We start from the raw sequence: 26397 nt of genomic DNA, 5'->3' as shown, positions 1-26397 counted from the left end.
TCGGTTGATGTTTATGAACCTTCGGGGGTGGCGCAGCAGGGATTTCCCTGCGGGCGCAGTGCAGGAGGTCGGGGTGCCCGAAGAGATTTCGGTTGTGCGCATGCTCAACGAGCTGGTGCGGACGCCCTTGCCAAATCTCGACCAGGCCGTGACACGGTCTATCGGACGTTTGGCAGAGGTATCCGGCGCGGGCTGGGCCTGTCTCTTCCGTATGGAAGACGGCCACCTTCGCAAAAGATTTAGCTACATGGCGCCGGGACTTTCGCCCGTCACCTGCGACCAGGATCTTCTGGTTCAGCCCTTTCTTCCGGATCTGACCGCAAATCTGCCCGCCTATGTGGCCGACCGGACCGCCCTGCCCGACGATCATCCGTTGAAAGAGGTGCTGGCCTGCGGGGCATTGCTGGCGTTGCCGATCAACGAGGACGGGCGGTTGACCGGCGTTCTGGCCTTTGTCTATGCCACGCCACGGACGGATTTCGGCCCGTTGCAGATCGACAGGATGAAGGCGGCGGCGGAGGTTCTGGAAACCGTGCTGGCGCGGCGCGAGACCGAACGTCGCTATCTGGATACGACGCGCCGTCTGGAGGCGACGCTGGCCGCCCTGCCCGACCTTCTGTTCGAAGTGACGGCTGACGGGCGATTTGCCGAGTTTGTTGCCGGGCCGGCGCATCTGATGATTGCGCCGCCCGAAGCGCTGCGGGGCAAGAGTTTCGCGGAACTGCTGCCCCAGAAGGTGGCCAAGCTGGTGCAAGGGGCGCTTGAACAGGCGCTGGCCACCGGGCGGGTGGACGGAGTCCGCTACCGTCTGGACCTGCCGGATGGGCCGCACTGGTTTGAACTGACAGGGGCGGTGAAGCCGTCGGATACGCCCGACACGCAGCCCAGCGTGATCTTCCTTGTGCGCGACGTGACCGCGGATACCCGGATGCGGGACGAGCTGACGCAACTGGGCAAGATCGTCGAATCGATGTCCAATCTGGTGTGCATCATCGACCTTGATGAGAACATCGTCTGGTGCAACGCGGCTTTCGAGCGGCAGACGGGCTGGACCCTGGAAGAGGTGCGCGGGCGCTATCTGGGGGACATCGTCCGGGCACCGGGGATCGACCCGATGAATGCCGAAGCCGTGCATGATGCCATCCGCCTGCGCGAAGCCTATTCGGGAACCACGATCAACCAGGATCGCTGGGGCAATCGCTACTGGATAGATTTCAACGTGGTGCCGCTGCATGACGCGCAGGGGGATCTGGCCGGGTTCGTGACCATCGAGACGGTCGTGACACAGTTGAAGGAGCAGGAGGCCGCCATGGCCGAACTGGCCCGCAGCGCGACCGAGGCGCGCGAACGGCTGGAGAATGCTGTGCGCGCGCTGCCGGATGCGGTGATCATCGTGGATGACAAGGAGCGCGTGGTCGTCGCCAATAGCGCCTATCACGAGATGGTGCCGCAGCTTGCGCCCTTTGCCGGCGAGGGAGCGAGCCTCGAATCGATCCTGCGGAAGGGTGTGGAGCTTGGCGTCTTCGGACCCTGCGAGACGGAGGAGGAACGCGAGGCCTGGGTGGCCAAGCGGATGGCGGCCTATCGCAAGCCGTTCGATCAGGATGAGATCCAGCTTCCCGACGGGCGGTGGATGCGGCGGCTGCATACACGCACCTCGGACGGGGGCATCGTTGCCATCGCCATCGACGTGACGGCACGGCACAACCAGATTGCGGCCCTCGACGCAGCCAATCAGGAACTGAGCGCCGCGCTTGCCGAACGCGACCAGGCGGAGCGCAATCTGCGCAGCATCATCGACGGCGCCGCGGTGGGAACCTGGGAGTGGGACATCAGCGCGGATGTCCTGCATGTCGGCGGAAGATGGGCAGAGATGCTGGGCCGCACGGCCGCGGAGCCGGGGGTTTTCTCTCTGGCCGAGTTCCGCGCCTCGGTGCATCCGGAAGATGTGACGCTGCTGCCGAATCCGTTCCGCACCGAGATGGGAACCGATGACAGCTTCAGCGAGATCGAGTTCCGGCTGCGGCATGATGACGGCGGGTGGACCTGGGTCCTGTCCAGATCGCAGGTGACGGAGCGTGCAGCGGATGGCACGCCCTTGCGGATGGCGGGGGTGCATCTGGACATTTCCGACCGGAAGCGGCTGGAACGGCAACTTCAGACCGGGCGCGCCTATCTTTCGGAGGTCATGGATACCTCGATCGCCGCGCTTGCGGTGCTGAACGAGCGCGGCGCGATCACCTATGCCAACCAGGAGGCGGAGCGCATCCTGCGGCTGGAACGATCCCAGTTGCGAGGACGGGCCTATAACGATCCGGGCTGGAAATTGCAGCGGGTGGATGGATCGCCGTTGCCGGATGACGAGTTGCCTTTCCGGCTGGCTATGGCGCAGGGCGGGATCGTGCGGGATATCCGCTTTGCCGTGCATCTGGCGGACGGGACGCGGCGGGTGCTTTCGGCCAATGCAGTGCCGCTGACTCCGCTGGATGGCGGGCAGCAGGTGGTGGTGTCCTTCTCGGATATCACGGATGAACTGGCCTCGACGGCGCGACTGGAAGAGGCGCGTTCAAGGGCGGAAGAGATGAGCCGCGCGAAATCCATCTTCCTGGCCAATATGAGCCATGAAATCCGGACGCCTCTGAATGGTGTCCTTGGCATGGCCGAGGTTCTGGACAGCATCGTCGAGGTGCCGGAGCAGAAGCAGATGGTGGCGACGATCCGACGGTCGGGGGAAACGCTGCTGACAGTTCTGAATTCGATTCTCGACATGTCGAAGATCGAAGCGGGAAAGATGGTGCTGGAAGAGGTGCCGATGGTCCTTTCCGACGTCCTCGCGCAGGTCGAGGCGCTGCATCGGGTGAAGGCGGAGGAAAAGGGGCTGGAGTTGCAGGTCCTGACCAGCGCGGGGGCGGACCTTCCGCGCATGGGTGACCCGCATAGGTTGACCCAGATCCTGAACAACCTTCTGAGCAATGCGATCAAGTTCACCGAGCAGGGACGGGTGCGGCTCAAGCTTTCATGCAAGCCCGGGAAACCGATCAACATCGACGTTTCGGATACCGGCGTCGGGATGACCGAGATCCAGCTGTCGCGCGTCTTCGAGAGTTTCGAGCAGGCGGACGGGTCGATGACGCGGCGCTTTGGCGGGACAGGGCTTGGCCTTTCCATCGTGCGGCAACTGGTGCTGCTGATGGGGGGGATGATCTCGCTGCAAAGCCGGCCGGGCGAGGGAACGCAAGTGCGGGTGGTGATCCCGTTGGCAGAGGCGGCAATCGGTTCGGTGGCCGGCCCGGAACCGGACGAAGCCCCGGACCTGACTGCCCTGAACGGGCGCAACCTTCTGATCGCAGACGACAATGTGACCAACAGGATGGTTCTTGCAGAGATGCTGGGGCAGACCGGGTTGCGCACGACCATGGTGGAGAATGGCCAGGAAGCTGTGGTTGCCTGGGAGAGGGCACAGGCACAGGCGAGCCCGTTTGACCTGCTGCTTCTGGACATCACGATGCCGGTGATGGACGGCCTGCGCGCACTGGCGGAAATCCGGGACCGCGAGGGGCGTGGCGGCGTGGACCCGGTTCCGGCCATCGCGGTGACTGCCAATGCCATGCCGAACCAGGTGGCGGATTATATCATGGGCGGGTTTGACACCCACCTTGCCAAACCTTTCAAGCGGAAGGAGCTGCTGCATGCAGTCAAAACACTGTTGCGCAACTGAGGCGATGTGCCATCCAAATATTGCTTGAACGACTCTCCGAATATGCTTCTGTGTTAAGAAGTATTTCTATCCGCGATTTCACCACATTCTCGCCCATGAGTTGTGATGACGTGGAATCGGACGAGTGATCGCACACAGGGTTTTCGAATGAACGCGGCGTCGTATCAGCAGAAGTATCGTGTCCTTCTTGCGGAGGATGACGAGGTGAATCAGCAGATCGTGATGGCGTTCCTTTCGGCGGCGCCCAATATCGAATTGACCGTGGTCGGGGACGGGCGCAGCGCGCTGGAGGCGGCGCTGGGCACGAAATACGACCTGATGCTGTTCGACCACAACATGCCGCACATCACGGGTGACCGTGTGATTCGTTATCTGCGGTCCGGAAATTCCAGCAATGCCGCGACCCCGGTGATCCGCTTTACCGCCGATGCCGACCGCGTGGACATCCGCAAGCAGGACGGATTGATTGATGCCGTGCTGCCGAAACCGCTTACAGCCGAGACCTTCCTTTCGACAATCGAATCCATCCTGCAATTGGAGTGATCCGTGGTTCGACACTGGCCCTGGAAGGCGCGGATGACCCCTGACCCCGAGAAGCCGAGCCGCACCAGCGCCGAGCCTGATTGGGGCCTGGTGACACCCGAGGCGCTGCTTCTGGCGGAACGTCGTCTGCGGGACGTGATCGAAGGGGCGCAGGTCGGAACCTGGACTTGGGATTTCGATTCGGTCGGACAGATCGTGAATGACGTCTGGGCCGCGATGCTGGGCTATGATCTGAAGGAGTTGCCCCTCATCACCTATGAGACATGGAGCACCCTGATCCATCCGGATGACAAGGATTGGGTGGAGGCGGAGCTGCGTCGGTGCAGCGAGGGTGAAGACGACAGTTACGAAGCCGAGTACCGGATGCGGCATCGGGCGGGGCATTGGATCTGGGTGCTGGACCGCGCAAGGGTGGTGCGCCGGAAGCCGGACGGAACGCCGAAGGTGATGGCGGGCATCCAGATCGAGATTTCGGAACTGAAGTCACGCGAGGCGGCGCTGATCCGGGCGAAGGCCGAGCTTGAACAGGCGCTGGCGCAGCGGGCGAATGCGGAACAGCGGTTTTCCGACATTGCTGCCGTTACCGACGGCTGGCTTTGGGAACAGGATCAGAACCTGCGCTTCTCCTATCTTTCGGGGACGGAGCATGTCGAACAGCTTGGCCTGACCGCGGGGAGCATCCTGGGCAGGACACGGGAGGAATGGCTGGCAAGCCATCCCGAGGTGCGGGCCAGCGCGGATTGGGAGTCGGTTCTGATTGCCCAGCGCGAACACAAGGCCTTTCGAAACTTCGTCTATCGTGCGCCGAACGCGCCCGATGGCGTGGAACGGTGGTTCCGGATTTCGGGCCAACCGGTCTTTGACCGGTCGGGGGTCTTTCTGGGATATCGCGGCGTCGGGTCCGACGTGACGGAGCTTTACCTTGCGAAGGCGCGGGCCGAGCTGGCCAGCCGGACGAAATCCATGTTCCTGGCCAATATGAGCCATGAAATCCGGACACCGATGAATGGCGTGCTGGGGATGGCGGAGGTTCTGGAGGCGGCGCTGACCGATCCGGAGCACAAGCGGATGATCGGCACGATCCGCAAATCCGGCGAGACCCTGCTGAACATCCTGAACGACATTCTGGACATGTCGAAGATCGAGGCGGGCAAGCTTGAACTGGAGAATGTTCCGTTCAGCCCCGTCGAACTGGCCGAGAGGGTGGAAGACCTGCACCGGTTGAAGGCCGATGAGAAGGGCCTGGATTTCGAGGTGCTCGTCTCCACCGGGGCCGAGTTGCGGCGGATGGGTGATCCGTTCCGGGTGCAGCAGATTCTGCACAACCTTGTGTCCAATGCGATCAAGTTCACGGATCGCGGCGAGGTGACCGTCGAGGTTTCGGGTCGCCTGGGGACGCCTCTGGTGCTTGAGGTGCGCGACACGGGTATCGGCATGAGTGTCGAAGAGATCGAGCGGCTGCATGAGGAGTTTCGCCAGGCGGACAGTTCGGTCACGCGGCGGTTTGGCGGCACCGGGCTGGGCATGGCGATCACGCGGACGCTGGTGAACCGGATGGGCGGGGAGGTGCGGGTTTCATCGGCCCCCGGCGTGGGAACGACGATCCGGGTGACCCTGCCCCTGCCGGTGACCGAGGCCGCCCCGGAGCCTGCGCCCGTGCCGGCGGAGCGGTCTGTCGATGGGCGTCTGGACGGGTTGCGTATCCTTGCCGCGGATGACAACGGAACGAACCGTTCCGTGCTGGAACTGATGCTGACGCGTTGCGGGGCGACGGTGACGACGGTGGATGACGGGTTGCAGGCGGTTCAGGCCTGGGAGCCCGGAAAGTTCGATGCGGTGCTTCTGGACATTGCGATGCCGGTCATGGATGGCAAGGGAGCGCTTGAGGAGATCCGGATGCGCGAGGCGGCCGCAGGATCGGGGCGTGTGCCAATCATCGCCGTTACCGCAAATGCGATGTCGCATCAGATCGTGGAATATCTGATCTGGGGTTTCGATAGCTGCGTTTCAAAGCCGCTGACGATGAGCGACGTGACGAAGGCCATCCGGTCGCTGGTGGTGAAGAGCTAATCTTCCGTCAGTTCGGCGAGGCAGGACATCAGCTCGCGCAGTGACCGGAGCAGGACATCATGCGCGGCTTCCTTCGTGCAAAGCTGTTCGACATCATCGGCGACCTGCCCGAGGCGGGTATGGCCGAGCGATGCGGCAACTCCGGCGATCTTGTGCGCCACGATGCGGATGTCGTTGCGGGCGCGGGCCGCGTCGCGGCCCGTTTCAAGGCGCATCCAGCCAGAGGCGAGGATATCGAGTCTTTCGCCGGCCGCCATGCGGAACATCTGCTCGGCGCGGGCGAGCGGGTGATCGGCGTTCTGGCCGGCCCAGACCCCGACGGCTGTCATGCGACGAGTTGCCCGTTCTTCGTGCGTTTTTCAGGCGGCGTCGTTGCCGACTGGATCGCGCGTTCCAGGATGCGCGTCGGTTTGGTGGGGGAGAGGAAGGCGCTGCGCGCCGGTTCACCCACGCGGACCTGCGGCACCGGCAGGCGGTCAGAGGCGTAGATCGTTTCGAAATCCATCAGACCGATGTTGATGAGGATTTCGAGATCGTCCGGCGACTGGCCAAGATCACGTTCCGTCATGCAGACGAAGGTGCCGCTGCCGGCATAGGCGATCATCACCTCTTCGGTCTTGAGCGCATCCACGATCTGTGCCCCGACATCGCCGAGCATCTGCACATAGGTTGCCCCGGATGCCTTGTTGAAGATGATGCCAGCGTTCTTGACGTGGATCGCGAAGGCGGATGTGGAATACATCCGCTTTACCCCAAGGGTGAGGAGGTAGTTTTCCATCGCCAGAAACTCGATCCCGCGGTCGAAACCGGGGATGAGGATGGGGGTGTCGAATTCGGCCTTGATTTCCGTTGCGGCGGCGCGCTGTCCGACGAGGCGGGCAAATTCGGCAAGACGGCGACGTTCGGCGAGCAGCCGATCAACCATCCCGATCCGGGCGCGGAGTTCGATGATGTCGAGCGGTTTGGTGATGTAGTCGGTCGCACCTGCGGCGAAGGCTTCGTCCACGGCGTTCTTGCCGGACATGGCGGTGATCATCAGGATCGGGGTCTGGCGGTAAGCCGTGCGCGAACGGATCGCCGAGGTGACGGCCGCACCGTCCATGTCGGGCATCTGCATGTCGGACAGGATGCAATCGTAGAGCGTGCCGGAATAATCCAGCTCGTGCAGCGCCTCCTCGCCGGAGGGCATGGTCGTGACTTGTGCGTAGCCGATCATCTTGAGCATGCCGGCCAACAGCTCGAGAAACACAGGATCGTCGTCGATCGCGAGTATTCTCATTACACCACGTCCCATTCCTTGGTCACGTTGCCCCGAGTGGAAGGGTCACACGCAAATCAGTTAGCCCCGCTGTCAGGGTCGCTTTCAATAACGGCAAAAGTAGGACGTGTTAACGGTGATTAAAGGCCGGGAAGGCAGCAAACCAGGGTCATGTGAGCCTGCCTGTGAGGATGCGCCCGTCCCATGGGGATTGCAACTGCCAGCAAGGCCGCGTCCTGTGGAAAAGTGACGAAAAATCATGCGATTGAGCAAATGCCGAGCAGTACGGAATCGACATGCGAAAGGTCGCTTCCCGACCCTTTCGATTGACGCACCCCCCCACGTCCCCTAGTTAGGTAAGCCAAGAAAAGGCCGTCTGAACGGCTGGGCTTCAGGGGGGAATTCGGATGCAGGGTCTGCTTGGACTCTCGGCACTCATCGACCGTTTCAACGTGATCGTGGGGAAGGCTGTCGGCTGGCTGATCCTGATCGCCATTCTGGTCAGTGCGGGCAATGCGGTGGTGCGGAAGGTGTTTTCGACTTCGTCCAATGCCTGGCTGGAACTGCAATGGTATCTGTTCGGCGCGGCCTTCATGCTGGCTGCGGCTTACACGTTGAAGCAGAACGAACATGTGCGGATCGACGTTCTCTATGGCCGGGTGAGCGACCGGACGCGGCAGTGGATCGACCTGCTGGGACATCTGTTCTTCCTGATGCCTTTCGCGCTGCTGATGGTCTATTACCTTGTGCCCTATGTCGCCTCATCCTTCCGGAGCGGCGAGGTTTCGACGAATTCCGGCGGGCTGATCATCTGGCCGGCGAAGGCGATCCTGCTGGTCGGGTTCATCCTTCTGACGCTTCAGGGCATTTCGGAGATCATCAAGAAGATCGCCATCATGCGCGGGCTGATCGAGGACCCGCATCCGTTCCACAACGCAAAGGAACAGGCCGAGCTTGAAGCGCAGGCCTTGCTGGAAGAGGTGCGGAAATGATTGAATTCATTGCCCTGAACCTTGCGCCGATCATGTTTGCGAGCCTGGTGATCTTTCTGATCCTTGGCTATCCGGTGGCCTTTGCCCTCGCGGCGAACGGGCTTGTCTTCTTTTTCATCGGGGTGGAGCTGGCGCCGCTTTCGGGCGGGTCGATCACGCTGGACTGGCCGCTGCTGAACACCTTGCCGAACCGCATCTGGGGGGTGATGTCGAACGAGACGCTGCTGGCCATTCCCTTCTTCACCTTCATGGGGATCGTGCTGGAACGATCCGGGATGGCGGAGGACCTGCTGGACACGATCGGGCAACTGTTCGGGCCGATCCGGGGTGGCGTGGCCTATGCGGTGATCCTGGTGGGCGCACTGCTGGCGGCGACGACGGGGGTCGTGGCGGCGTCGGTGATCGCGATGGGGCTGATCAGCCTGCCGATCATGCTGCGCTATGGCTATGACCGGCGCGTGGCGGCGGGGACGATCGCGGCGAGCGGGACGCTGGCGCAGATCGTGCCGCCGTCACTTGTCCTGATCGTGCTGGCGGATCAGTTGGGGCGGTCTGTCGGGGACATGTATCACGGGGCGATCCTTCCGGCGCTGATCCTGACCGGGCTGTACATGGCCTATATCTTCCTGCTGTCGATCTTCCGGCCCAATGCGGTGCCTGCCCTGCCGCCCGAAGTGCGGACCTTGGGGCGGGGGGTGAAGTCCCTGCTGGTGGCGATGGTCGCACTGATGGCGATCGGCTATGGCGCGCATGTCTGGCTTTATCCGACGCATGGGGCGAATGCGGATATCCTTGGCGCCGTCGTGGGCGTTCTGGTCATCTATGGCTATACGCTGGCCGACAAGATGCTGGGGCTGAACACCATGTCGCGGCTGGCGCAGCAGGTGATATTCGTGCTGATCCCTCCGCTTGCGCTGATCTTCCTGGTTCTTGGGACGATCTTCATCGGACTGGCGACGCCGACCGAAGCCGGGGCGATGGGGGCGGTGGGGGCGCTGATCCTCGCCTTCATGAAGCGACGGCTGAAACTCACGGTGATCACCCAGGCCCTTGCAGCGACGACGCGACTGTCGGCCTTTGTCATGTTCATCCTGATCGGAGCGCGGGTCTTTTCGCTGACTTTCTATGGGGTTAATGGCCATGTCTGGGTGGAGCATCTGCTGACCTCTGTCCCCGGAGGCGAATACGGGTTCCTTTTCGTGGTGAACCTTGTGCTGTTCCTGCTTGGCTTCTTCCTGGATTTCTTCGAGCTGGTGTTCATCATCGTGCCGCTGATCGTTCCGGCCGCGGATGCGCTGGGGATCGACCTGATCTGGCTTGGGGTGATCCTTGCCATGAACATGCAGACGTCGTTCCTGACGCCGCCCTTCGGATTTGCGCTGTTTTACCTGCGGTCGGTTGCGCCGAAATCGCGCTACAGGGACACGGTGACGGGCAAGCTGGAAGATCCGGTCCGGACGGATCAGATCTATGCCGGGTCTATCCCCTTCATCATGATCCAGCTTTTCATGGTGGTGGTGGTGATCGTCTTCCCGCAGCTTGTGCTGCATTACAAGGCGCCGGTGGTGGACCCTGCGACCGTGACCATCGAGATGCCGACGCTGCAACCGCTGGGCGGGGGTCTTGGGGGTTTGGGGCAACCGGGCGCGTTGGGCGGCGGACTTGGTGCGCCAGCCGGGTTGCAGCCCGGAGGCGGAGCCACCGCGCCGGCGCCGGGTGGACTTGGCACGCCGCCCGCCTTGCAGCCTGGGGGCGGGTTGGGCCAGCCCCCGGCCGCGTTGCAGGCCCCGGCGACAGGCGACTGAACGAAAAAACCCCCGGTCCTTCGACCGGGGGTTTTGCCTTTTGCCGTGATGGCTGTGATCAGAGCTTTCCGGCGTTCTGTTGCAGCATCATGAAGGTGTCGTAGTTGTATTCCGCCACCTGCGCCCAGGTGTAGTTTTCCTTGCGGAAGGCCTTGATCGACCCCCAGAGCTTGGCAAAGGCGGGGTTGGTTGCCTCCATCTCGGCATAGACCTCGTTCGCGGCGTTGAAGCAGGCTTCGAGGATTTCGGGCGAGAAGGGGCGGAGTTGTGCGCCGCCGGCGACCAGCGACTTGATCGCGGTGGGGTTCTTGTAATCGTACATCTGGAGCATGTTCGCATCAGCCGCCTGCGCCGCGGTGCGGAGCAGAGACTGGTATTGCGGCGGCAGCGCGTCGTACTGGGCCTTGTTGAACATGAAGTGGACGGTCGGACCACCTTCCCACCAGCCGGGGTAGTAGTAGAAGGGCGCGACCTTGTTGAAGCCGAGCTTTTCATCGTCATAGGGACCGACCCATTCGGCCGCGTCGATGGTGCCCTTTTCCAGTGCCGGATAGATGTCGCCACCCGCGATCTGCTGCGGCACGACGCCTAGCTTTTCGAGGACTTTGCCGGCGAAGCCACCGACCCGCATCTTCAGACCCTGAAGATCGGCCACCGAATTGATTTCCTTGCGGAACCAGCCACCCATCTGCACGCCGGTATTGCCGCCCGGAAGTGCCACGATGTTATGCTGGGCGAGGAATTCGTTGTAGAGGTCGATCCCGCCGCCATGGTAGTGCCAGGCATTGATCCCGCGCGCCGAGAGCGAGAAGGGAACGGCTGCAGCGACGGCCCAGGTCGGATCCTTGCCCCAGTAGTAGTAGCCGACGGTGTGGCAGGCCTCGATATTGCCGGCGGTCACTTCATCGGCGGCTTGCAGGCCGGGGACGAGTTCGCCGGCAGCGAAGACCTGAATCTGGAAATTGCCTTCCGAAGCCTCGGACACCATGCGGGACAGAACTTCCGCCCCGCCATAGATCGTGTCGAGCGACTTCGGGAAGGACGAGGTGAGGCGCCATGTGACCTTGGGCGCAGTCTGGGCGATGGCCGGAGCGGCCAGCGCTGCGGCACCAACACCGCCGACGGCGGCCTTGGTCAGGAATGAACGACGATCCATTGGTTTCCTCCCGAGTTTCGTTTTGTGCGACGTAACTATAGCGAAATTTTATTTCTGCAACCTGCGGCAGACGCAAGCCCTAATGCCTGCGAAGGGCGCTTTTTCGGTGTTGAGGAAGAATAGTTAACCCAAAGTAAAGGCTTGCTTTTCAGGCAAGTGCCGACACTTTCGGCACTGTCCTAGCCGCCCCTGCGGACGATTGCCTCCAGGTCGATGACTTCCGGTTCAGTTGGCGCCTCGGGCGCCTTGTCTTCCCCTTGCGGTTGCGGGTCCGATACGGGCTTTGGCGGAGCAACAAGGACGGGCAGAAGCTCTGCCCCTGTGGCGGAGGGGCCGCTGCGTTCGGGCGGTTCGCGCCAGGACAGCGTGTCGAAGCCACCGCAATTGTCGCAGATCGGATCCCATTTGGCATGGACCGCATGGCATTTGTCGCAGCACCATTGCGGACCGCGCGGCGCGATGAGCGCCTTGGCCAGCCAGCCGCGCACCACCGCCTCGTCTGCGCCTTCACCGCGTTCGATGGCGGCCATGATGGCGAGGGCGCGCTGGGTGGGATGGGTTTCGACAATGTCGCCGAGGGCGCGCCGCGCCTCGGGGAAGTCTTCGGCGGCGATGTTGAGTTCCGCCAGCAGGAGGCGGGTCTCTTCATGCTGCGGGTGGTTCGCGACGAGATTGCGGAACCGCTTGAGGCGCTGCGAGGGGCTTTCCCCCGGTTCGATATCGGCAAAGGCGGCGGCAAGGTCGGGATGCGGCTTGGCATCCCATGCCTTCTTGAGGACGCGGGTTGCCCCTTTCTTGTCGCCCTTCTCTGCCAAAGCACGAGCGGCCATGGCGGCGGCCGGGATCAGGTCGGGGGATTGCCGGTTCGCTTCGATGGCTGCTTCGCGCGATTCGAGACTGCTGCCTTCATCAAGGATCGTCTGCGCCTGTTGCAGGGCCAGAACGGCATCGCGGCGGCGATAGACATCGCGCGGGAGGGCGCCCGCCTTCATCTTGGCACCAAGGGTGGTGCGAGCACCCTTCCAGTCCCTGCTTTCAGCCTGAAGTTTCAGCAGGATATCCTGCGTCTCTTCGTGCCGGGGTTTCAGTTCCAGCGCCTTGATCGCGAGTTTCTGGGCAGTATCGGTATCGCCTTCGGTCAGCTTTTGCCGCAACAGGCCACGGATGGCGACAAAGCGGGTGACATCGGAGGAGAGCAGTTCCTTGTAAGCCTCGGTCGCGCGGCGGGTGTCGCCTGCCGCCTCGGCCGCCTGGGCGACGAGGAGCGTGGTGAGATGCGGGTCGGCGAGGTATTTCTCGGCCTTGATCGCTCGGTTGAGGGCGAGGCGGCCTTCGCCAGCGGCCAATGCCATCAGACCTTCGGAGAGAGCCTCGAACCCCTTGCGTTCGCGGTTGCGGTCGAAATAGCGGCTGATCGCGGTTTCATCGCCGTTGAGGAAGCGGAAGAGGGCGATGATGAAACCCACCAGCTTCATCAGGAGCCAGACGAGGACGATCATCACGAGAAAGGTGATGAATGCCTGAAGCGGGCCGAGGGTAAACTCGTATCCGGCCACGGCAATGCGGATGCCGCCCCCCGTGTTGAGCAGAACCTCTGCCCCAAGGGTAAGGGTGGCGAGGATCAGAAGGAACAGCAGAACCTTGGCGAGGGACCAGATCATTCCGGGTGCCCTCTACTGTGCCTGGAGCTGCGCGAGCGCATCTTCAGCGGCGGTTCTGATGCGGGCCTGTGCAGCCCAGTCGGCCAGGGCAGGTTTGCCTGCTTCGGGCAGGGCATCGAGTTCGGCGAGGGCGTCGGCGAGGCGCCCAGCGCCCAGCGCCGCCTCGGCGCGGGAGAGGACGGCATCGGGATCGTCGCCGTCGCGCGGGGTGAGGGACCGCAGGCCGGTCTGGCTGCGGAGGAAGTTGGAGACCCGGTCCGTCCAGGTTTCGCCCATGTTCGCGCGAAGGGCATCTTCGAGGGCGCGACGGGCGGCGTCTTCGAAGCTGTCCTGAAGTTCGCGCAGGGTGGGCAGGCCGGTGGCGGCGTGATCGGCAAGGTCGGCTGGCAAGGCGGGGCCGAGATCGGCGGCAGCGGCAGCGAAGGGGGCCCCACTGTCGAAAGCGGCGGCGATGCGGTCGAGCGCGGCCGTGCGCCGTGCCTCGGCAGCGGCCTTTGTCGCCTGCTCGGCAAGGGCGGCGGCGCGGGTTTCGGCCTCCTTGAGGCGGTTCTCGGCGGCTTCGGCTGCGGCGATCACATCGGCGGGAACCGTTCCACCCGTTCCGAGCGTTGCCACCTGTTCTTTCAGGGCGGCGAGTTCGGCGCGGAGGGCGGGATCGGCGGAAATGCCGTTACCTGAGGCTACAGGCAAGGCCGCCACTTGCGATTCAAGGGTCGCAAGGCGGGTGTCAAGGGTGGAGAGATCCGGGGCGGCGGCAGCCTCGAGGGCCGTGATGCGAGATTCGAGTCCGGGGTCGGGAGCGGGCTTGGCAGGCAGGGCGGCGAGTTGTTCACGCAGGGCGGCCAGTTCTTCTGCCTGCGCGGCGACAGTGGCGGCGAGGGTGTTGTCGGTGCCGAGAGGAAGAAGATCGGGCATCAGGCGGGCGAGACCGAAGCCCGCCCCTGCGGCGATGGCACCGCCGAGGACCATGGCAAGGAAGGCCCCTGCCCCGCCGCCACCGGGGGCCCTGGTTGGGTGAGGTTGCGCCGTCGGTTCGGTGGCCGGTGGCAGTTCGGGCGGGACGGGGGGTGCAGAGTCGATGGCCTGTGGATCGGTCGCCTCGACCACGGCCATCAGATCGCCCTCTTCCGCCGGGGTGGATTCGTCGTTCTTGCGTCTGGCCATGGTCGGCTCCTTCTCCCGGCAGTGTCGGGCGGTTCATCTGACACCCTAATCCCCGGAGCATTGCAGGTTCAAGAAGCGGGGTCGTTCATCATCGTTTCGATGACGGTCGTCATTGCCGCAGCATCGGGGTGATCAGCCACAAGCAGCCGGGCCGGTGCGAGAGGTGCAGTTGCCCGGGCCGTGGCCGGACTGATGGCTGCGATCCACAGTGGGGCCGTGAAAGGACCCTGCGCGGCAAAGAGCGCCGCGGAGCGCGGCGAAAAGAGCGGAACGAGGACGGGCGAAGGGCCGGAGAGCGCCGCCTGGGCCTGCCCGTTCAGGGGCAAGGGTTCCTGGGCATAGACGATGGCGGCATGGGCGGGTTTGCCTTGGGCGGCAAGCCTTGGCGCGATATCGCCGCGCGCCTCGCGGCCGCGCAGATGCAGGAAGGGGCCGGGATCGTTGGACGCGAGGATGAGGGCGAGTAGCGCCTCGGCATCGCCCTGTGCGGAGGTGGCGCGAAATCCGGCCGACTCTGCGACCTTTGCGGTACGGTCGCCGACGCACCATGCCGTTGTGGGCAGAGTACGCCCTGCCTCGCGCAGGCGGGCGGCGGCTTCGACCCCTGTTTCCGAGGTGAGGATAAGGGCGGTGTATGCCGCCTCGGGCCAGACCGGAGATAGGAAGGCGGGTTCCATCAGCGGTGTGCGGACCATGTCGAACCGGCCCGGCAACCGGGCCGCCAGATCGGCGGCGAAGCGGTCTCCCTGCGTGGCGGGGCGGGTGAGAAGCAGGGGAAGGGGGCGGGATTGCGGGGCCATGGCAAGGGTGTTACCCCCAAGCGATCCCTGCGGGCAATGGATATGGCAGCGCTTACCTTCCTTGGCATCGAATCGAGCTGCGACGACAGTGCCGCCGCCGTGGTGCGACTTGGCGAGAATGGCGCGCCTGAGCTTCTGTCTTCTGTCGTGGAAGGTCAGGCGGTTCTGCACGCGGCCTTTGGTGGGGTTGTGCCGGAGATCGCGGCACGGGCCCATGCAGAGCGGCTGGATGATTGCGTGGAGCGCGCCCTGACGGAGGCGGGGCTTTCCCTTGCAGAGGTGGACGGGATCGCCGTGACCTCTGGTCCCGGACTGATCGGGGGGGTTTTGTCCGGGGTTATGATCGCCAAGGGCCTGTCGGCAGGATCGGGCAAGCCGCTTTGGGGGGTGAACCATCTGGCGGGCCATGCCCTGACCCCGCGGCTGACGGAGGGGCTGGCCTTCCCCTATCTGCTCTTGCTGGTTTCTGGCGGGCATTGTCAGTTCCTGATCGTGGACGGCGTGGATCGGTTCCGGCGTCTTGGCGGCACGATCGACGATGCGCCGGGTGAGGCTTTCGACAAGGCGGCGAAGCTGTTGGGGCTTGCACAGCCGGGCGGGCCGGTGGTGGAGGCAGAGGCGGCCCAAGGCGATGCGAGGCGCTTTGCCTTTCCGCGGCCCCTGCTGGACCGGCCCGGTTGCGACCTTTCCTTCTCGGGGCTGAAGACTGCGCTGCTGCGGGCGCGGGATGCTCTGGTGGTACAGAAGGGCGGGATCACCGTGCAGGATCGGCGCGATCTCTGTGCCGGGTTTCAGGCAGCGGTAGCGGATGTTCTGGCCGAGAAGACACGCCGCGCGCTGGCGGTTCATCTGGCGGAGAGGCCGGCGGAGCCAGCGCTGGCCGTGGCGGGTGGTGTGGCAGCAAACAAGGCCATTCGGGCAATGTTAGAGACTGTTTGTGCGGAATCCGGCGCGCGGTTCGTTGCGCCCCCCTTGCGGCTTTGTACCGATAACGCCGCCATGATCGCCTGGGCCGGGATCGAACAGCATCGTGCGGGACTGATGCCCGGCACGGACCTGATCGCGCGTCCGCGCTGGCCTTTGGACGGGCGGGCGGTGCCGATGATCGGGTCCGGGAAGAAAGGCGCAAAGGCGTGAGCGCGCCGCGGATCGGGGTTGTCGGGGCCGGGGCGTTTGGAACGGCGCTGGCTGTGACGCTGGCCCGTGACGGGCGCGCCGTATCGCTTTGGTCGCGGGACAGGGAACAGGTTGCGGCGATGCGGGACGGGCGAGAGAACCGCGCCCGATTGGCCGGTGTCGTTTTTCCTGAAAACGTCTCTGTTACTGCGGAGATCGCGGAAATTGCGGAGAGTCAGGCCGTTCTGCTCTGCCTGCCGATGCAAGGTCTTCGCGCGTTTCTGGCGACGACAGGGAGGGCGCTGACGGATCGCCCATTGGTGGCCTGCTGCAAGGGCGTTGATCTGGAGACCCTGACCGGCCCCTCTGCGATCATGGCAGAGGCTTTGCCGGGTTCGCCACACGCGGTTCTGACAGGGCCGAGCTTTGCTGCCGACATCGCGAGGGGATTGCCAACGGCGCTGACGCTTGCCTGTCGGGAGGACCGGGACGGCGAGATGCTGCAACGCCTGATTTCGACGCCCACTCTGCGCCTTTATCGAACGGATGATGTGACTGGTGCGGAGCTGGGAGGGGCGCTGAAGAACGTCATCGCGATTGCCGCCGGGGTGGTGATGGGCGCCGGATTGGGGGAGTCGGCCAGGGCGGCCCTCATGACGCGCGGCTATGCCGAGATGGCGAAGCTTGCCCTGTTGCTGGGCGCGCGGACGGAGACACTGTCAGGCCTGTCGGGGCTGGGCGATCTGATACTGACATGCACTTCGGCGCAATCGCGGAATTTCCGGTATGGCATGGCTTTGGGGGCGGGGACGGGCTTCGACCCATCTGTCACCGTCGAGGGCGCGGCGACGGCAAAAGCAGTCTCTAACCTTGCCAAAAAGCTTGATCTCGACATGCCGGTCACGACGATGGTGGCCGCCCTTGTGGATGGCAGGCTTGACCTTTCCACCGCAATGCAGACGCTGTTGTCGCGTCCGTTGAAGAAGGAGTGAACCATGCGCGTTGCGTTGATCTGCATCGACAAGCCGGGACATCTGCATGTGCGGCAGGAGAACCGGCCGGCGCATCTGGCGCATATCGAAGCGTCGGGCGTTGTGGAGATGGCGGGGCCGTTCCTGAACGGGGCGGGCGAGATGGTGGGGTCGCTGGTCATCCTGACTGTCGAGACCCTGGATCAGGCGCGGGACTGGGCGGTGCAGGACCCCTATGCGAAGGCGGGATTGTTCCAGTCGGTCGATGTCCGGGAATGGAAGAAGGTGATCGGCTGATGGCCTATTGGCTGTTCAAGTCGGAGCCCGATGTCTTTGGCTGGCCGCATCAGGTGGCGAAAGGGGCGGTTGGCGAAGAGTGGACCGGGGTGCGCAACTATCAGGCGCGCAACAACATGCGGGCAATGAAGGTTGGGGATCTGGGGTTCTTCTACCATTCCAACATCGGGAAGGAGATCGTGGGGATCGTCGAGGTTATCCGGGAAAGTGCGCCGGACAGCACGACGGATGATCCGCGTTGGGATTGCGTGATGGTCAGGGCAGTGGAAGCCTTGCCAAAGCCTGTGAGCCTTGAGGCCTGCAAGGTGGAGCCGGGATTGGAACGGATGGTTCTGGTGAACAATACCCGACTGTCGGTGCAGCCGGTGACGCCCGAAGAATGGCGGATCCTGTGCCGCATGGGGGGACTGACGGGGTAGAGGGCGCGTGGTTTTGCAGTTGGGCAGCAAAACAAGGAAATGGAGGGCCCGCACCCCTACGGAACCCTCCATCCACCCCACACACTCCCCATGCGCTGTGCGTGATATGAAAATCGGGTTCCGGACATACTGCCCTGCCCCATCACCTTGCCGGAAGGCGCAGGTCAGGGCAAAGGGATAGTGTCGCGGATTTTAGATGTTCTTGCCCCGCGCCGCAGCGCGGGGCGATCCGCTGCGGCGGCCTTCAGGCGTAGGCCTTTTCCTTGCCGAAATGCTTTACCAGCATGTAGTAAACAACGGGACGATACTTGTTCCGTTCGGACCGGCCATAGGTGTCGATCACGGCGTTGATCGCTTCCATCAGCTTGGGCGAATCCGGAAGACCGAGCTTCTTCATCAGGAAGTTCGTTTTCACGCGTTCCAGTTCTTCCTTGTCGGAGGCGGCGACGGTTTCGCTGTCGGCGCTGTAGATGGCGGGGCCGCAGCCGATGGTGACCTTTTCCAGAAGCGCCATGTCTGGCGTGATCTTGCACTTGGACTTGAGGTCTTCGGCGTATTTCGCAATCAGTTCGGCTCTTTTGCTCATGTTCTTCAAACTCTCCCTGAAGTCCGGCGATGGCCTGCCCGCCGTAAGGAAAGCTTACGGTCATCGCTTGGGCGTGCAAAATGTTTTTGCCGCCGGGCGGGATTTCGGCAGTTTGGACACGAAAAACCCCCGTCCTGGTGCGGACGGGGGTTCGATCCGGAGGCTTTGGCCAGAGATCAGTAGCGGTAGTGTTCCGGCTTGAACGGGCCTTCGGGTTTCACGCCGATATAGGCGGCCTGGTCCGGGCGCAGTTCGGTGAGCTTCACGCCGATCTTCTTGAGGTGCAGGCGCGCGACCTTTTCATCGAGTTGCTTCGGCAGGATATAGACGCCGGGTGCATAGTCCTTGCCCTTGGTCCAGAGTTCGATCTGCGCCAGAACCTGGTTGGTGAAGGACGCCGACATCACAAAGGACGGATGGCCGGTGGCATTGCCGAGGTTGAGCAGGCGGCCTTCGGAGAGAAGGATGATGCGATTGCCCGAGGGCATTTCGATCATGTCCACCTGATCCTTGATGTTGGTCCATTTGTGGTTGCGCAGGGCGGCGACCTGAATCTCGTTGTCGAAATGGCCGATGTTGCCGACGATGGCCATATCCTTCATCTCGCGCAGATGCTCGATCCGGATGACGTCCTTGTTGCCGGTGGTGGTGATGAAGATGTCGGCGGTCTTGATCTCATCCTCGAGGATCGTGACTTCGTAGCCGTCCATCGCGGCCTGAAGGGCGCAGATCGGATCGACCTCCGTGACCTTGACGCGCGCGCCCGCGCCGCGCAGCGAGGCGGCAGAGCCCTTGCCCACGTCACCATAGCCGCAGACGACGGCGACCTTGCCGGCCATCATGGTGTCGGTGGCGCGCCGGATGCCATCGACCAGCGATTCCTTGCAGCCATACTTGTTGTCGAATTTCGACTTGGTGACGGAGTCGTTGACGTTGATCGCCGGGAAGGGAAGCTGGCCCTTCTTGTGCAGCTCGTAAAGCCGGTGCACGCCGGTCGTGGTTTCCTCGGACACGCCCTGAATGGCGGCGCGCTGCTTGGTGAACCAGCCGGGCGAGGCGGCGAGGCGCTTCTTGATCTGGTTGAACAGGCAGACCTCTTCTTCCGAGGTGGGAACCTCGATGATGTCCTTTTCGCCCGCCTCGACCCGCGCGCCGAGGAGGATGTAGAGCGTCGCATCCCCACCATCGTCGAGGATCATGTTGCAGGTGCCGCCCTCGCCACCGAACTGGAAGATCCTGTCGGTGTATTCCCAGTATTCTTCCAGCGTTTCGCCCTTGATCGCGAAGACCGGCACGCCTGCCTTGGCGATCGCGGCGGCCGCGTGATCCTGGGTGGAGAAGATGTTGCAGGACGCCCAGCGCACATCCGCGCCCAGCGCGACGAGGGTTTCGATCAGGACGCCCGTCTGGATCGTCATGTGGAGCGAACCGGCAATGCGGGCGCCCTTGAGCGGCTTGGAGGCTCCGAATTCCTCGCGGCAGGCCATCAGGCCCGGCATTTCGGTTTCGGCGATGGTCAGTTCCTTGCGCCCGAATTCGGCCAGCGCGATATCCTTGACGATGTAATCCTGCGGCATCTGCCGTTGCTCCTTGAACCTTGCTTTGCGGCGGCAGATAGCATGAGAGGCGGGATTGGACAATGGAACGGTCGGCTATGCTGATGAACGCGCAAAAGGCCGCAGGGGCATGAAACAGCCGCGTGCCTGGCAGAGGATGTTGTCGGGGCGGCGGCTTGATCTGCTGGACCCGACGCCGATGGATATCGAGATCGAGGATATCGCCCATGGTCTGGCCTTCGTGGCCCGGTGGAACGGGCAGACGCGGGGGGATTGGCCCTATTCGGTGGCCGAGCATTCCCTGCTTGTCGAGGAGATATTCAGCCGCTGCAATCCGGGCATCGCCGCGCGTTGGCAACTGGCCGCACTGCTGCATGACGCGCCGGAATATGTGATCGGGGACATGATCAGCCCGGTCAAGGCGGCGGTGGGTCCGGGCTACGGGGCGCTGGATGAGCGGCTGACCGCTGCCGTGCATCTGCGGTTTGGGCTGCCGATCACGCTGCCTGTGCCGATCAAGAAAGCCATAAAGGCTGCCGACAAGGTTTCCGCCTGGCTGGAGGCAGTGCAGATCGCAGGTTTTTCGGAGAACGAGGCGGATCGCTTTTTCGGGAAGCCCGATGCGCTGATCCTGCGCGGCCTTGAGATCAGGCTGCGTCCGCCCGCTGTGGTGCGGGCGGACTATGTGTCACGACATTCGGAACTTCTGGCGGCCTGCACGGTTCAGCCACCCACGCGGGACGGCGGGGTATAGGGACCGGGGCGTTCCGTGCCGCGGGTGCCATCTTGCGGCGCGGGCTGGCGCTTGTTCGGGCGCTGTTCGATGCGCTGACCTGCGGCAAGCAGCAGGGCTTCGGCGATGATCTGTAACATTTTCTGATCCTGTCATTCGGTTTGTGCTGGCAGATATAGCCAGAAAAGGGCATGTTTCCGAGTCAGAAAACTTTCAAAACTGTTAGCTGAACTTTCATATGTCTACGGATTGGCGCGCCCTTCCCCCGTTGTCATCTCTCCGCGCTTTTGCGGCGGTTGCGGAATTGGGCGGGTTTTCCCAGGCGGCGCGGGCGCTGAATGTGACCCATGCGGCAGTTGCGCAGCAGGTGCGCGCGTTGGAACAGATTCTGGACATGCCGCTGGTGGCGCGAGACGGGCGCGGCATGGCGCTGACGGCAGAGGGGCAGCAGCTTGCGCAGGCGCTGAGCGAGGGGTTCGGTGCCATCGCCAATGGCGTGGCCGCGCTGAAGGCCGGCGGATCGGACCGTCCGGTGCGCATCACCCTGACGGCAAGCTTTGCAACGCAATGGCTTATGCCGCGGCTGAAGGATTTCTGGGACCGGCACCCGGATGTCGCGCTGTCGTTGCACCCGGATGCGCGGGTGCTGGACCTGCGGCGGGACGGGATGGATCTTGGCATCCGCTATGGAAATGGCGATTGGCCAGGGGTGACGTCGCGTTTCCTTGCCCCGGCGCGGATGGCCGTTGCAGCCGCGCCCGACCTTCTGGACGGTCGGACGGCGCTGACGGCGGCAGAGATGCAGGAGATGGAGTGGATCCTTGCCCGCGACTGGCCGGAACAGGAAAACTACCTGAAAAGCCTTGGGTTGAAGCCCGAGACACTGTCGCGGACGGAGTTCGTGAACGAGGAGCTGTCGCTGGCAGCCGCAAGGCAGGGGTTGGGGCTGGTGGTCGAGAGCCTTGCCCTGATGGAGGATGATCTGGAGGAGGGGCGGCTTATCCTGCTGCATGACAGCAAGGACAAGCTTCCCGCCTATTTCATCGTCACCCAGCCAGGCCCGCAGCGCGCGGCGACGCGGGCCTTCCTGAAATGGCTGGAGCAGGCGGCCTGATCAGACCGCCATATCCTCGGGTTTCTTTCCGGCGGCCAGCGCTTCGGCGAACCAGCGCGGCTTGCGCCCGCGGCCCGACCAGGTATCGGCGGGATTGGCGGGATTGGCGAATTTCGCCGAGGCCGGGGCGCGTTTGCGCGGTGCGACGGTGCCGGTCAGTTCGGCAAGGGAGAAGCCCATTTCACGGGCTTTTTCTTCCAGTTCTGCAAGGGCCTGTTTTTTCTTGCGATCTTCGTAATTCGCAATTGCACGGGCCACTTGTCCCTGCAGGTCTTTCAGTTCCTTGAGGGACATGGAATTCAGATCGAAGCTCATTCAAGCGCACTCCAATTGGCTGGACTGCGTTTTTGTTAATGCATCGACTGATGTAATTCAATGACGCGATTATTTCGGGCTGCGTTTCGCAAGAATGCGCTGCAATGTCCGGCGGTGCATGCTGAGCCGTCGCGCCGTTTCAGAAACATTGCGATCACACATTTCATAGACGCGCTGGATATGTTCCCAGCGGACGCGATCAGCAGACATGGGATTTTCTGGCGGCGCAGGAAGTGTTTCGGTACGTGACAGAAGGGCATTCGTCACGTCATTCGCGTCGGCCGGTTTGGACAGGTAATCCGTTGCGCCAATCTTGACCGCCGCGACGGCCGTGGCGATTGCGCCATAGCCCGTCAGCACCACAATCCTGCAATCGGGCCGTCTTTCCCGCAGCGTTTCCACCACATCAAGGCCGTTGCCATCCTCGAGCCGCAGATCAACCACCGCATAAGCCGGCGGGCGGGTCATGGCGATTGCCTTTCCAGCTGCCACGCTTTCTGCCGTTTCGGGCAGAAAACCGCGTTTTTCCATGGCCTTGGCCAGACGCTTTACGAAGGGTTCGTCATCATCGACGAGCAGAAGGGTCCGATCCGGGCCAAGCTCGGCAGTCAGGTCGTCAGCCATGCGGTTTCCCTTTGTTATGTTCTTGCCTGAAAGCTAGGCGTCTTTCGGGGTTTGGTCAAATCCCGACAGGGTCAATCGGACAGGAAGCAGGCCGTCCGATCCGCCATCTGTTCGGCGGTTTCATCGCGCTTGAAGAAATCGACAAAGCCGGTTTCGGGAAGGACGAGATAGGTGAATGTGGAATGATCCACGAGGTAGTAGTCCGGATCTTCGGAATTCTGCTTGCGGAAATAGGTCTTGTAGGCCTGCGAGGCCGCCTTGACCTGTTCGGGGCTACCGGTCAGGCCGATCATTTTCGGGTGATGATTTGCGGCGAAATCACGCACCACATCCGGTGTGTCACGTTCCGGGTCGATGCTGATGAAAACAGGGGTCACGTCGAAGCCGCGCTCTTCGAGGATATCGACGGCTTCGGCATTGCGGGCATTGTCGAGCGGGCAGACATCGGGACAGAAGGTGTAGCCGAAATAGACAAGGCTCGGCTTGGTGATGACATCTTTCTCGGTGACCGTCTGACCATCGCCGTTGACCAGCGTGAAGGGGCCGCCAATATCGCCGCCGACAGCACCGGCGCGGCATTGGGCGAAGCGGTCATCCGACCCGGCGAGCTGTGCATAGGCAAAAAGTCCGCCGACCATGCCGACGACAGCGGCGGCTGCCAGCCCTGCGTAGAGTTTGCTCATCCAGTTTCTCCTTGCCGTTCCGCCACATTGATCCTGCAAGCGGCGATGCTTAACAATGCGAAACTTGGTCACGTCGCCGTGTGGTGCGCGCCTTATGATGAATCCCGGCTTCGGCCTTCTTTCCCGCGACACGCGCAGCGATTGGGTTCGTCTGCGCACCCTGATCCTGTTGCGCTGGATGGCGATTACCGGGCAGATCGCGGCGATCACCGTTGCCGACAGGCTCTATGGGATCGAGTTGCCGCTTGGGCTTTGCTACATGGCGGTTGGTGCGTCGATCATCGCCAACCTGATTTCCATCTTCGTCTATCCCGAGAACAAACGGCTGAGCGAAGTGGAGGCGATGCTGACGCTTCTGTTCGACCTGTCCCAGCTTGCCTTTCTTCTGTACCTGACCGGCGGACTGACCAATCCTTTCGCGCTGCTGATCCTTGCGCCGGTCACGATATCCGCTTCGGCGCTTGAACTGAGGACGACTCTGCTTCTGGGCGCGCTGGCGATCCTGTTCACGACGGTCATTGCCTTTGTGAACGTCCCGCTGCGTTTTGCCGATGGCACCTCCCTCCAGGTGCCGTTGGTCTTCGAGTTCGGGTTCTGGCTGGCGATCGTGATCGGGATCGTCTTTCTCGGGCTTTATTCGAGACGCATTTCGACGGAGATACGGTCCATGTCCGATGCGCTTCTGGCCACGCAGATGGCATTGGCGCGGGAACAGAAGCTGACGGATCTGGGCGGTGTCGTCGCGGCTGCGGCGCATGAGCTTGGCACGCCCCTTGCGACGATCAAGCTGGTCAGTGCGGAGATGATGGAGGAGTTGAAGGATCAACCGCATCTGGCCGAGGATGCGCGGCTGATCCGCGATCAGGCTGACCGTTGCCGCGATATCCTTCGCGGGATGGGGCGGGCGGGCAAGGATGATCTTCATCTGCGGCAGGCACCGCTTGCCTCGGTTCTGCGTGAAGCGGCGGAACCCCATATGGGACGGGGAAAACAGGTGGTCTTCACCCTTGGGCCCGGCCCGGGCGCGGGTGACCGACAGCCCACCATATTGCGACGGCCGGAAGTGATTCACGGATTGCGGAACCTGATTCAGAATGCGGTGGATTTCGCGCGGACGACCGTCTGGGTGGATGGGGAGTGGACCGAGAGGAGCGTCACGATCAGGATCGTGGATGATGGAGAAGGCTATCCGCCGCAAGTGATCGGGCGGATCGGAGATCCTTTCGTGAGATCGCGCCGGTCGGCACAGGATCTGGACAAGCGCCCGGAATATGAAGGCATGGGGCTGGGATTGTTCATCGCCAAGACCCTGCTGGAGCGGACGGGCGCAGAGCTTTCCTTTGCCAATGCTTCGGACCCTTTCCTGACGCCGGAAGAACGGCCGGAAAGATGCGGCGCCATCGTGGAACTGGTCTGGAAGACCGGCGACATCCTTGCACCGACGACAGCGAGCCTTGGCAGCAACACACCGTTCGAAGTCTAGGGCGCGGGCGCGCCTGCACAGGGGGTGCCGGGCGGGTTGGTTACCCATGACCGTGACGGTTTGCACCGCTGGCGGAAACACTGCACGGGCGATTCCGAAATTAACGGAAAATTAAGGTTACTCGCTCATAAGTTGCATGAAACCTTGGATGGGCTCATGACTCTTTGGGGCGGAACAGATTTCATCGTGCTTGGTCTGGGTGCGGCGATCCTCTTGCTGTCCTTGGCGCTGCGTTTCTGGCGTGGCCCTGTCTTGTTGCGGCTTGCGAAGGGGCGGTGGGCTGCGCAAGTGGCGCGGGACCTTCCCTTTCCGATTTGGAAAGGCGGTGCGCCCGACGCCGGGGGTGGTGCCCCGATCTGGGCCAACGACGCCTTTCTGCATCTGCGGGCCGAGGAGCGCGCGCGCCTTCTGCGGAACGATGCGCGGGTGCTGCTTGATATCGACGGAGCCTCGGGATGGTTTCAACGGCACCAAATGGGCAAGGTCGGCTTTGCCCTGCCCTGTGACGACCTTGTCAGGGCGGAAGACGGACTGCGGGAAATGGTTCAGACGATGACGCAGACCTTTGCGCAATTGCCGCTGGGTCTGGCTGTCTTCGATCGGTCGCTGCATCTGGCGAGCTTCAACCCGGCATTGGCGGAATTGACCATGCTTTCCCCTGCCTTTCTGTCGCGGCGACCATCCTTGAGCGCGATGCTGGATGCGATGCGGGATCGCAGCATGGTGCCGGAACCCCGGAACTGGAAGGATTGGAGGGCGAACCTCATCAGTCCAGAACACGCCTCTGCCACGGGGGTGTTCGATGATGTCTGGGCCCTGCCGGGCGGGCAGACCTACCGAGTTACGGGTCGGCATCACAAGGGAGGCAGTCTTGCCCTGATGATCGAGGATATCTCGACCGAGATCATTCGCGGTCGGCGGTATCGCGCCAGTCTTGCGCTGTGCCAGAGCGTGATCGACCGGATGGAAGAGGGCGTTGCAGTCTTTGCTGCATCTGGCCAGCTTGTGATGACAAATCAAGCCTATTCCGTGCTTTGGGGACATGATCCCGGCCCCGACATGTCGAACGCGGATATTGCGCAAGCCGCTGGACAATGGCGCGCAAGATCCGCGCCGACACCGCTTTGGGCCGACCTTGAGGCAATCGTCGGCCATCCGGAAGAACGGCGGTCACAACAGGGCGAGGTGCGCCTGACCGATGGTCGGCTGGTTCGTTGCAGATGCGAGCCTTTGACGGAGGGGGCGATACTGGTGGCTTTCCGCCCCGTTGCCGTGGAAGGCCCGCCACGCGCTATTTCGGCCGAGAGCGCCTGATGCGCTTGCGGTGGCCGGA

Annotated in this window: 25 protein-coding genes; 13 read left to right on the top strand and 12 right to left on the bottom strand. The window is 63.0% G+C overall.

Annotated features, from left to right (window positions below; translation table 11 throughout):
• Nucleotides 1-73: 73 nt before the first annotated feature.
• From C0V75_RS04770 to C0V75_RS04760, 3 genes are all read left to right on the top strand, one after another.
• Entirely contained in the window at nt 74-3718 is a 3645-nt protein-coding gene (locus C0V75_RS04770) for a PAS domain-containing protein (protein ID WP_216821396.1), read from the top strand.
• 147 nt (nt 3719-3865) lie between these two features.
• Complete coding sequence (locus C0V75_RS04765) at nt 3866-4261, top strand: response regulator (RefSeq protein WP_158241772.1); 396 nt, start codon at nt 3866-3868, stop codon at nt 4259-4261.
• A 33-nt stretch (nt 4262-4294) separates the two neighbouring features.
• The gene (locus tag C0V75_RS04760) at nt 4295-6331 is read left to right on the top strand and encodes a PAS domain-containing hybrid sensor histidine kinase/response regulator (protein WP_101919709.1); all 2037 of its coding nucleotides are present in this window, start codon (nt 4295-4297) and stop codon (nt 6329-6331) included.
• On the opposite strand, the gene C0V75_RS04755 is transcribed toward C0V75_RS04760, so the two are convergent.
• Together C0V75_RS04755 and C0V75_RS04750 are read right to left on the bottom strand one after the other, a co-directional pair.
• Entirely contained in the window at nt 6328-6660 is a 333-nt protein-coding gene (locus C0V75_RS04755; RefSeq protein WP_101919708.1) for an Hpt domain-containing protein, read from the bottom strand. The genes C0V75_RS04760 and C0V75_RS04755 overlap by 4 nt on opposite strands.
• A complete protein-coding gene (locus C0V75_RS04750; RefSeq protein ID WP_158241771.1) occupies nt 6657-7610 on the bottom strand; it encodes a PleD family two-component system response regulator in 954 nt (317 codons plus the stop codon). Before C0V75_RS04750 ends, C0V75_RS04755 begins: the two co-directional genes overlap by 4 nt.
• A 386-nt stretch (nt 7611-7996) precedes the next feature.
• Here C0V75_RS04750 and C0V75_RS04745 point away from each other — a divergent pair, with 386 nt between their 5' ends.
• Together C0V75_RS04745 and C0V75_RS04740 are read left to right on the top strand one after the other, a co-directional pair.
• Nucleotides 7997-8581 carry a TRAP transporter small permease subunit gene (locus C0V75_RS04745; RefSeq protein ID WP_101919706.1) on the top strand — a complete coding sequence of 195 codons (585 nt, stop codon included), beginning with the start codon at nt 7997-7999 and terminating at the stop codon, nt 8579-8581.
• The gene (locus tag C0V75_RS04740; protein ID WP_101919705.1) at nt 8578-10386 is read left to right on the top strand and encodes a TRAP transporter large permease subunit; all 1809 of its coding nucleotides are present in this window, start codon (nt 8578-8580) and stop codon (nt 10384-10386) included. Before C0V75_RS04745 ends, C0V75_RS04740 begins: the two co-directional genes overlap by 4 nt.
• Before the next feature lie 58 nt (nt 10387-10444).
• On the opposite strand, the gene C0V75_RS04735 is transcribed toward C0V75_RS04740, so the two are convergent.
• The 4 genes from C0V75_RS04735 to C0V75_RS04720 all read right to left on the bottom strand — a co-directional run bounded on the left by C0V75_RS04735 (nt 10445) and on the right by C0V75_RS04720 (nt 15167).
• Nucleotides 10445-11542, bottom strand: coding sequence for a TRAP transporter substrate-binding protein (locus C0V75_RS04735; protein ID WP_101919704.1), 1098 nt, complete (start codon nt 11540-11542; stop codon nt 10445-10447).
• Between the two features lie 179 nt (nt 11543-11721).
• Entirely contained in the window at nt 11722-13203 is a 1482-nt protein-coding gene (locus C0V75_RS04730) for a heme biosynthesis protein HemY (protein WP_101919703.1), read from the bottom strand.
• 12 nt (nt 13204-13215) lie between these two features.
• Complete coding sequence (locus C0V75_RS04725; protein ID WP_101919702.1) at nt 13216-14367, bottom strand: COG4223 family protein; 1152 nt, start codon at nt 14365-14367, stop codon at nt 13216-13218.
• 68 nt (nt 14368-14435) lie between these two features.
• Nucleotides 14436-15167, bottom strand: a complete 732-nt coding sequence (locus tag C0V75_RS04720) for a uroporphyrinogen-III synthase (protein WP_101919701.1) — start codon at nt 15165-15167, stop codon at nt 14436-14438.
• Between the two features lie 42 nt (nt 15168-15209).
• Between C0V75_RS04720 and tsaD the strand changes: the two genes are divergently transcribed.
• The 4 genes from tsaD to C0V75_RS04700 are packed head-to-tail and all read left to right on the top strand — an operon-like array spanning nt 15210 to nt 17970.
• The gene (gene tsaD, locus C0V75_RS04715) at nt 15210-16304 is read left to right on the top strand and encodes a tRNA (adenosine(37)-N6)-threonylcarbamoyltransferase complex transferase subunit TsaD (RefSeq protein ID WP_101919919.1); all 1095 of its coding nucleotides are present in this window, start codon (nt 15210-15212) and stop codon (nt 16302-16304) included.
• Nucleotides 16301-17275 (top strand): NAD(P)H-dependent glycerol-3-phosphate dehydrogenase, encoded by a 975-nt coding sequence (locus C0V75_RS04710; protein WP_101919700.1) that lies wholly within the window; start codon nt 16301-16303, stop codon nt 17273-17275. The genes tsaD and C0V75_RS04710 overlap by 4 nt, the downstream gene beginning before the upstream one ends.
• Nucleotides 17276-17278: 3 nt before the next feature.
• A complete protein-coding gene (locus C0V75_RS04705) occupies nt 17279-17551 on the top strand; it encodes a YciI family protein (protein WP_101919699.1) in 273 nt (90 codons plus the stop codon).
• A complete protein-coding gene (locus C0V75_RS04700; protein ID WP_101919698.1) occupies nt 17551-17970 on the top strand; it encodes an EVE domain-containing protein in 420 nt (139 codons plus the stop codon). The genes C0V75_RS04705 and C0V75_RS04700 overlap by 1 nt, the downstream gene beginning before the upstream one ends.
• A gap of 244 nt (nt 17971-18214) precedes the next feature.
• Here the strand turns inward: C0V75_RS04700 and C0V75_RS04695 are convergent, their stop codons facing one another.
• Nucleotides 18215-18556: a DUF2853 family protein gene (locus C0V75_RS04695; protein ID WP_101919697.1), complete on the bottom strand. Its 342-nt coding sequence runs from the start codon at nt 18554-18556 to the stop codon at nt 18215-18217.
• 176 nt (nt 18557-18732) lie between these two features.
• Nucleotides 18733-20133 (bottom strand): adenosylhomocysteinase, encoded by a 1401-nt coding sequence (gene ahcY / locus C0V75_RS04690; RefSeq protein ID WP_101919696.1) that lies wholly within the window; start codon nt 20131-20133, stop codon nt 18733-18735.
• Nucleotides 20134-20242: 109 nt separating this feature from the next.
• On the opposite strand from ahcY, the gene C0V75_RS04685 reads away from it, so the two are divergent.
• Entirely contained in the window at nt 20243-20866 is a 624-nt protein-coding gene (locus C0V75_RS04685) for an HD domain-containing protein (protein ID WP_101919695.1), read from the top strand.
• On the opposite strand, the gene C0V75_RS22920 is transcribed toward C0V75_RS04685, so the two are convergent.
• Nucleotides 20836-20985 carry a hypothetical protein gene (locus C0V75_RS22920; RefSeq protein WP_158241770.1) on the bottom strand — a complete coding sequence of 50 codons (150 nt, stop codon included), beginning with the start codon at nt 20983-20985 and terminating at the stop codon, nt 20836-20838. The genes C0V75_RS04685 and C0V75_RS22920 overlap by 31 nt on opposite strands.
• A gap of 128 nt (nt 20986-21113) precedes the next feature.
• On the opposite strand from C0V75_RS22920, the gene C0V75_RS04680 reads away from it, so the two are divergent.
• Nucleotides 21114-21959, top strand: coding sequence for a LysR family transcriptional regulator (locus C0V75_RS04680; RefSeq protein ID WP_158241769.1), 846 nt, complete (start codon nt 21114-21116; stop codon nt 21957-21959).
• On the opposite strand, the gene C0V75_RS04675 is transcribed toward C0V75_RS04680, so the two are convergent.
• The 3 genes from C0V75_RS04675 to C0V75_RS04665 form a co-directional block, all read right to left on the bottom strand.
• Nucleotides 21960-22274 (bottom strand): H-NS family nucleoid-associated regulatory protein, encoded by a 315-nt coding sequence (locus C0V75_RS04675; protein ID WP_101919693.1) that lies wholly within the window; start codon nt 22272-22274, stop codon nt 21960-21962.
• Nucleotides 22275-22343: 69 nt separating this feature from the next.
• On the bottom strand, nt 22344-22898 hold the full coding sequence (locus C0V75_RS04670; RefSeq protein ID WP_101919692.1) for an ActR/PrrA/RegA family redox response regulator transcription factor: 555 nt from the start codon (nt 22896-22898) through the stop codon (nt 22344-22346).
• Between the two features lie 71 nt (nt 22899-22969).
• Nucleotides 22970-23581, bottom strand: a complete 612-nt coding sequence (locus C0V75_RS04665; RefSeq protein ID WP_101919691.1) for an SCO family protein — start codon at nt 23579-23581, stop codon at nt 22970-22972.
• 94 nt (nt 23582-23675) lie between these two features.
• On the opposite strand from C0V75_RS04665, the gene regB reads away from it, so the two are divergent.
• Together regB and C0V75_RS04655 are read left to right on the top strand one after the other, a co-directional pair.
• Nucleotides 23676-25064: a sensor histidine kinase RegB gene (regB, locus tag C0V75_RS04660; protein ID WP_371410659.1), complete on the top strand. Its 1389-nt coding sequence runs from the start codon at nt 23676-23678 to the stop codon at nt 25062-25064.
• A 156-nt stretch (nt 25065-25220) separates the two neighbouring features.
• Complete coding sequence (locus C0V75_RS04655) at nt 25221-26378, top strand: PAS-domain containing protein (RefSeq protein WP_143710381.1); 1158 nt, start codon at nt 25221-25223, stop codon at nt 26376-26378.
• Nucleotides 26379-26397: the final 19 nt, after the last annotated feature.

The organism is Tabrizicola sp. TH137 (genome assembly GCF_002855575.1).
In the GTDB taxonomy this organism is placed as follows: Bacteria; Pseudomonadota; Alphaproteobacteria; order Rhodobacterales; family Rhodobacteraceae; genus Paragemmobacter.
This window is presented reverse-complemented; position numbering and strand designations above follow the sequence as displayed.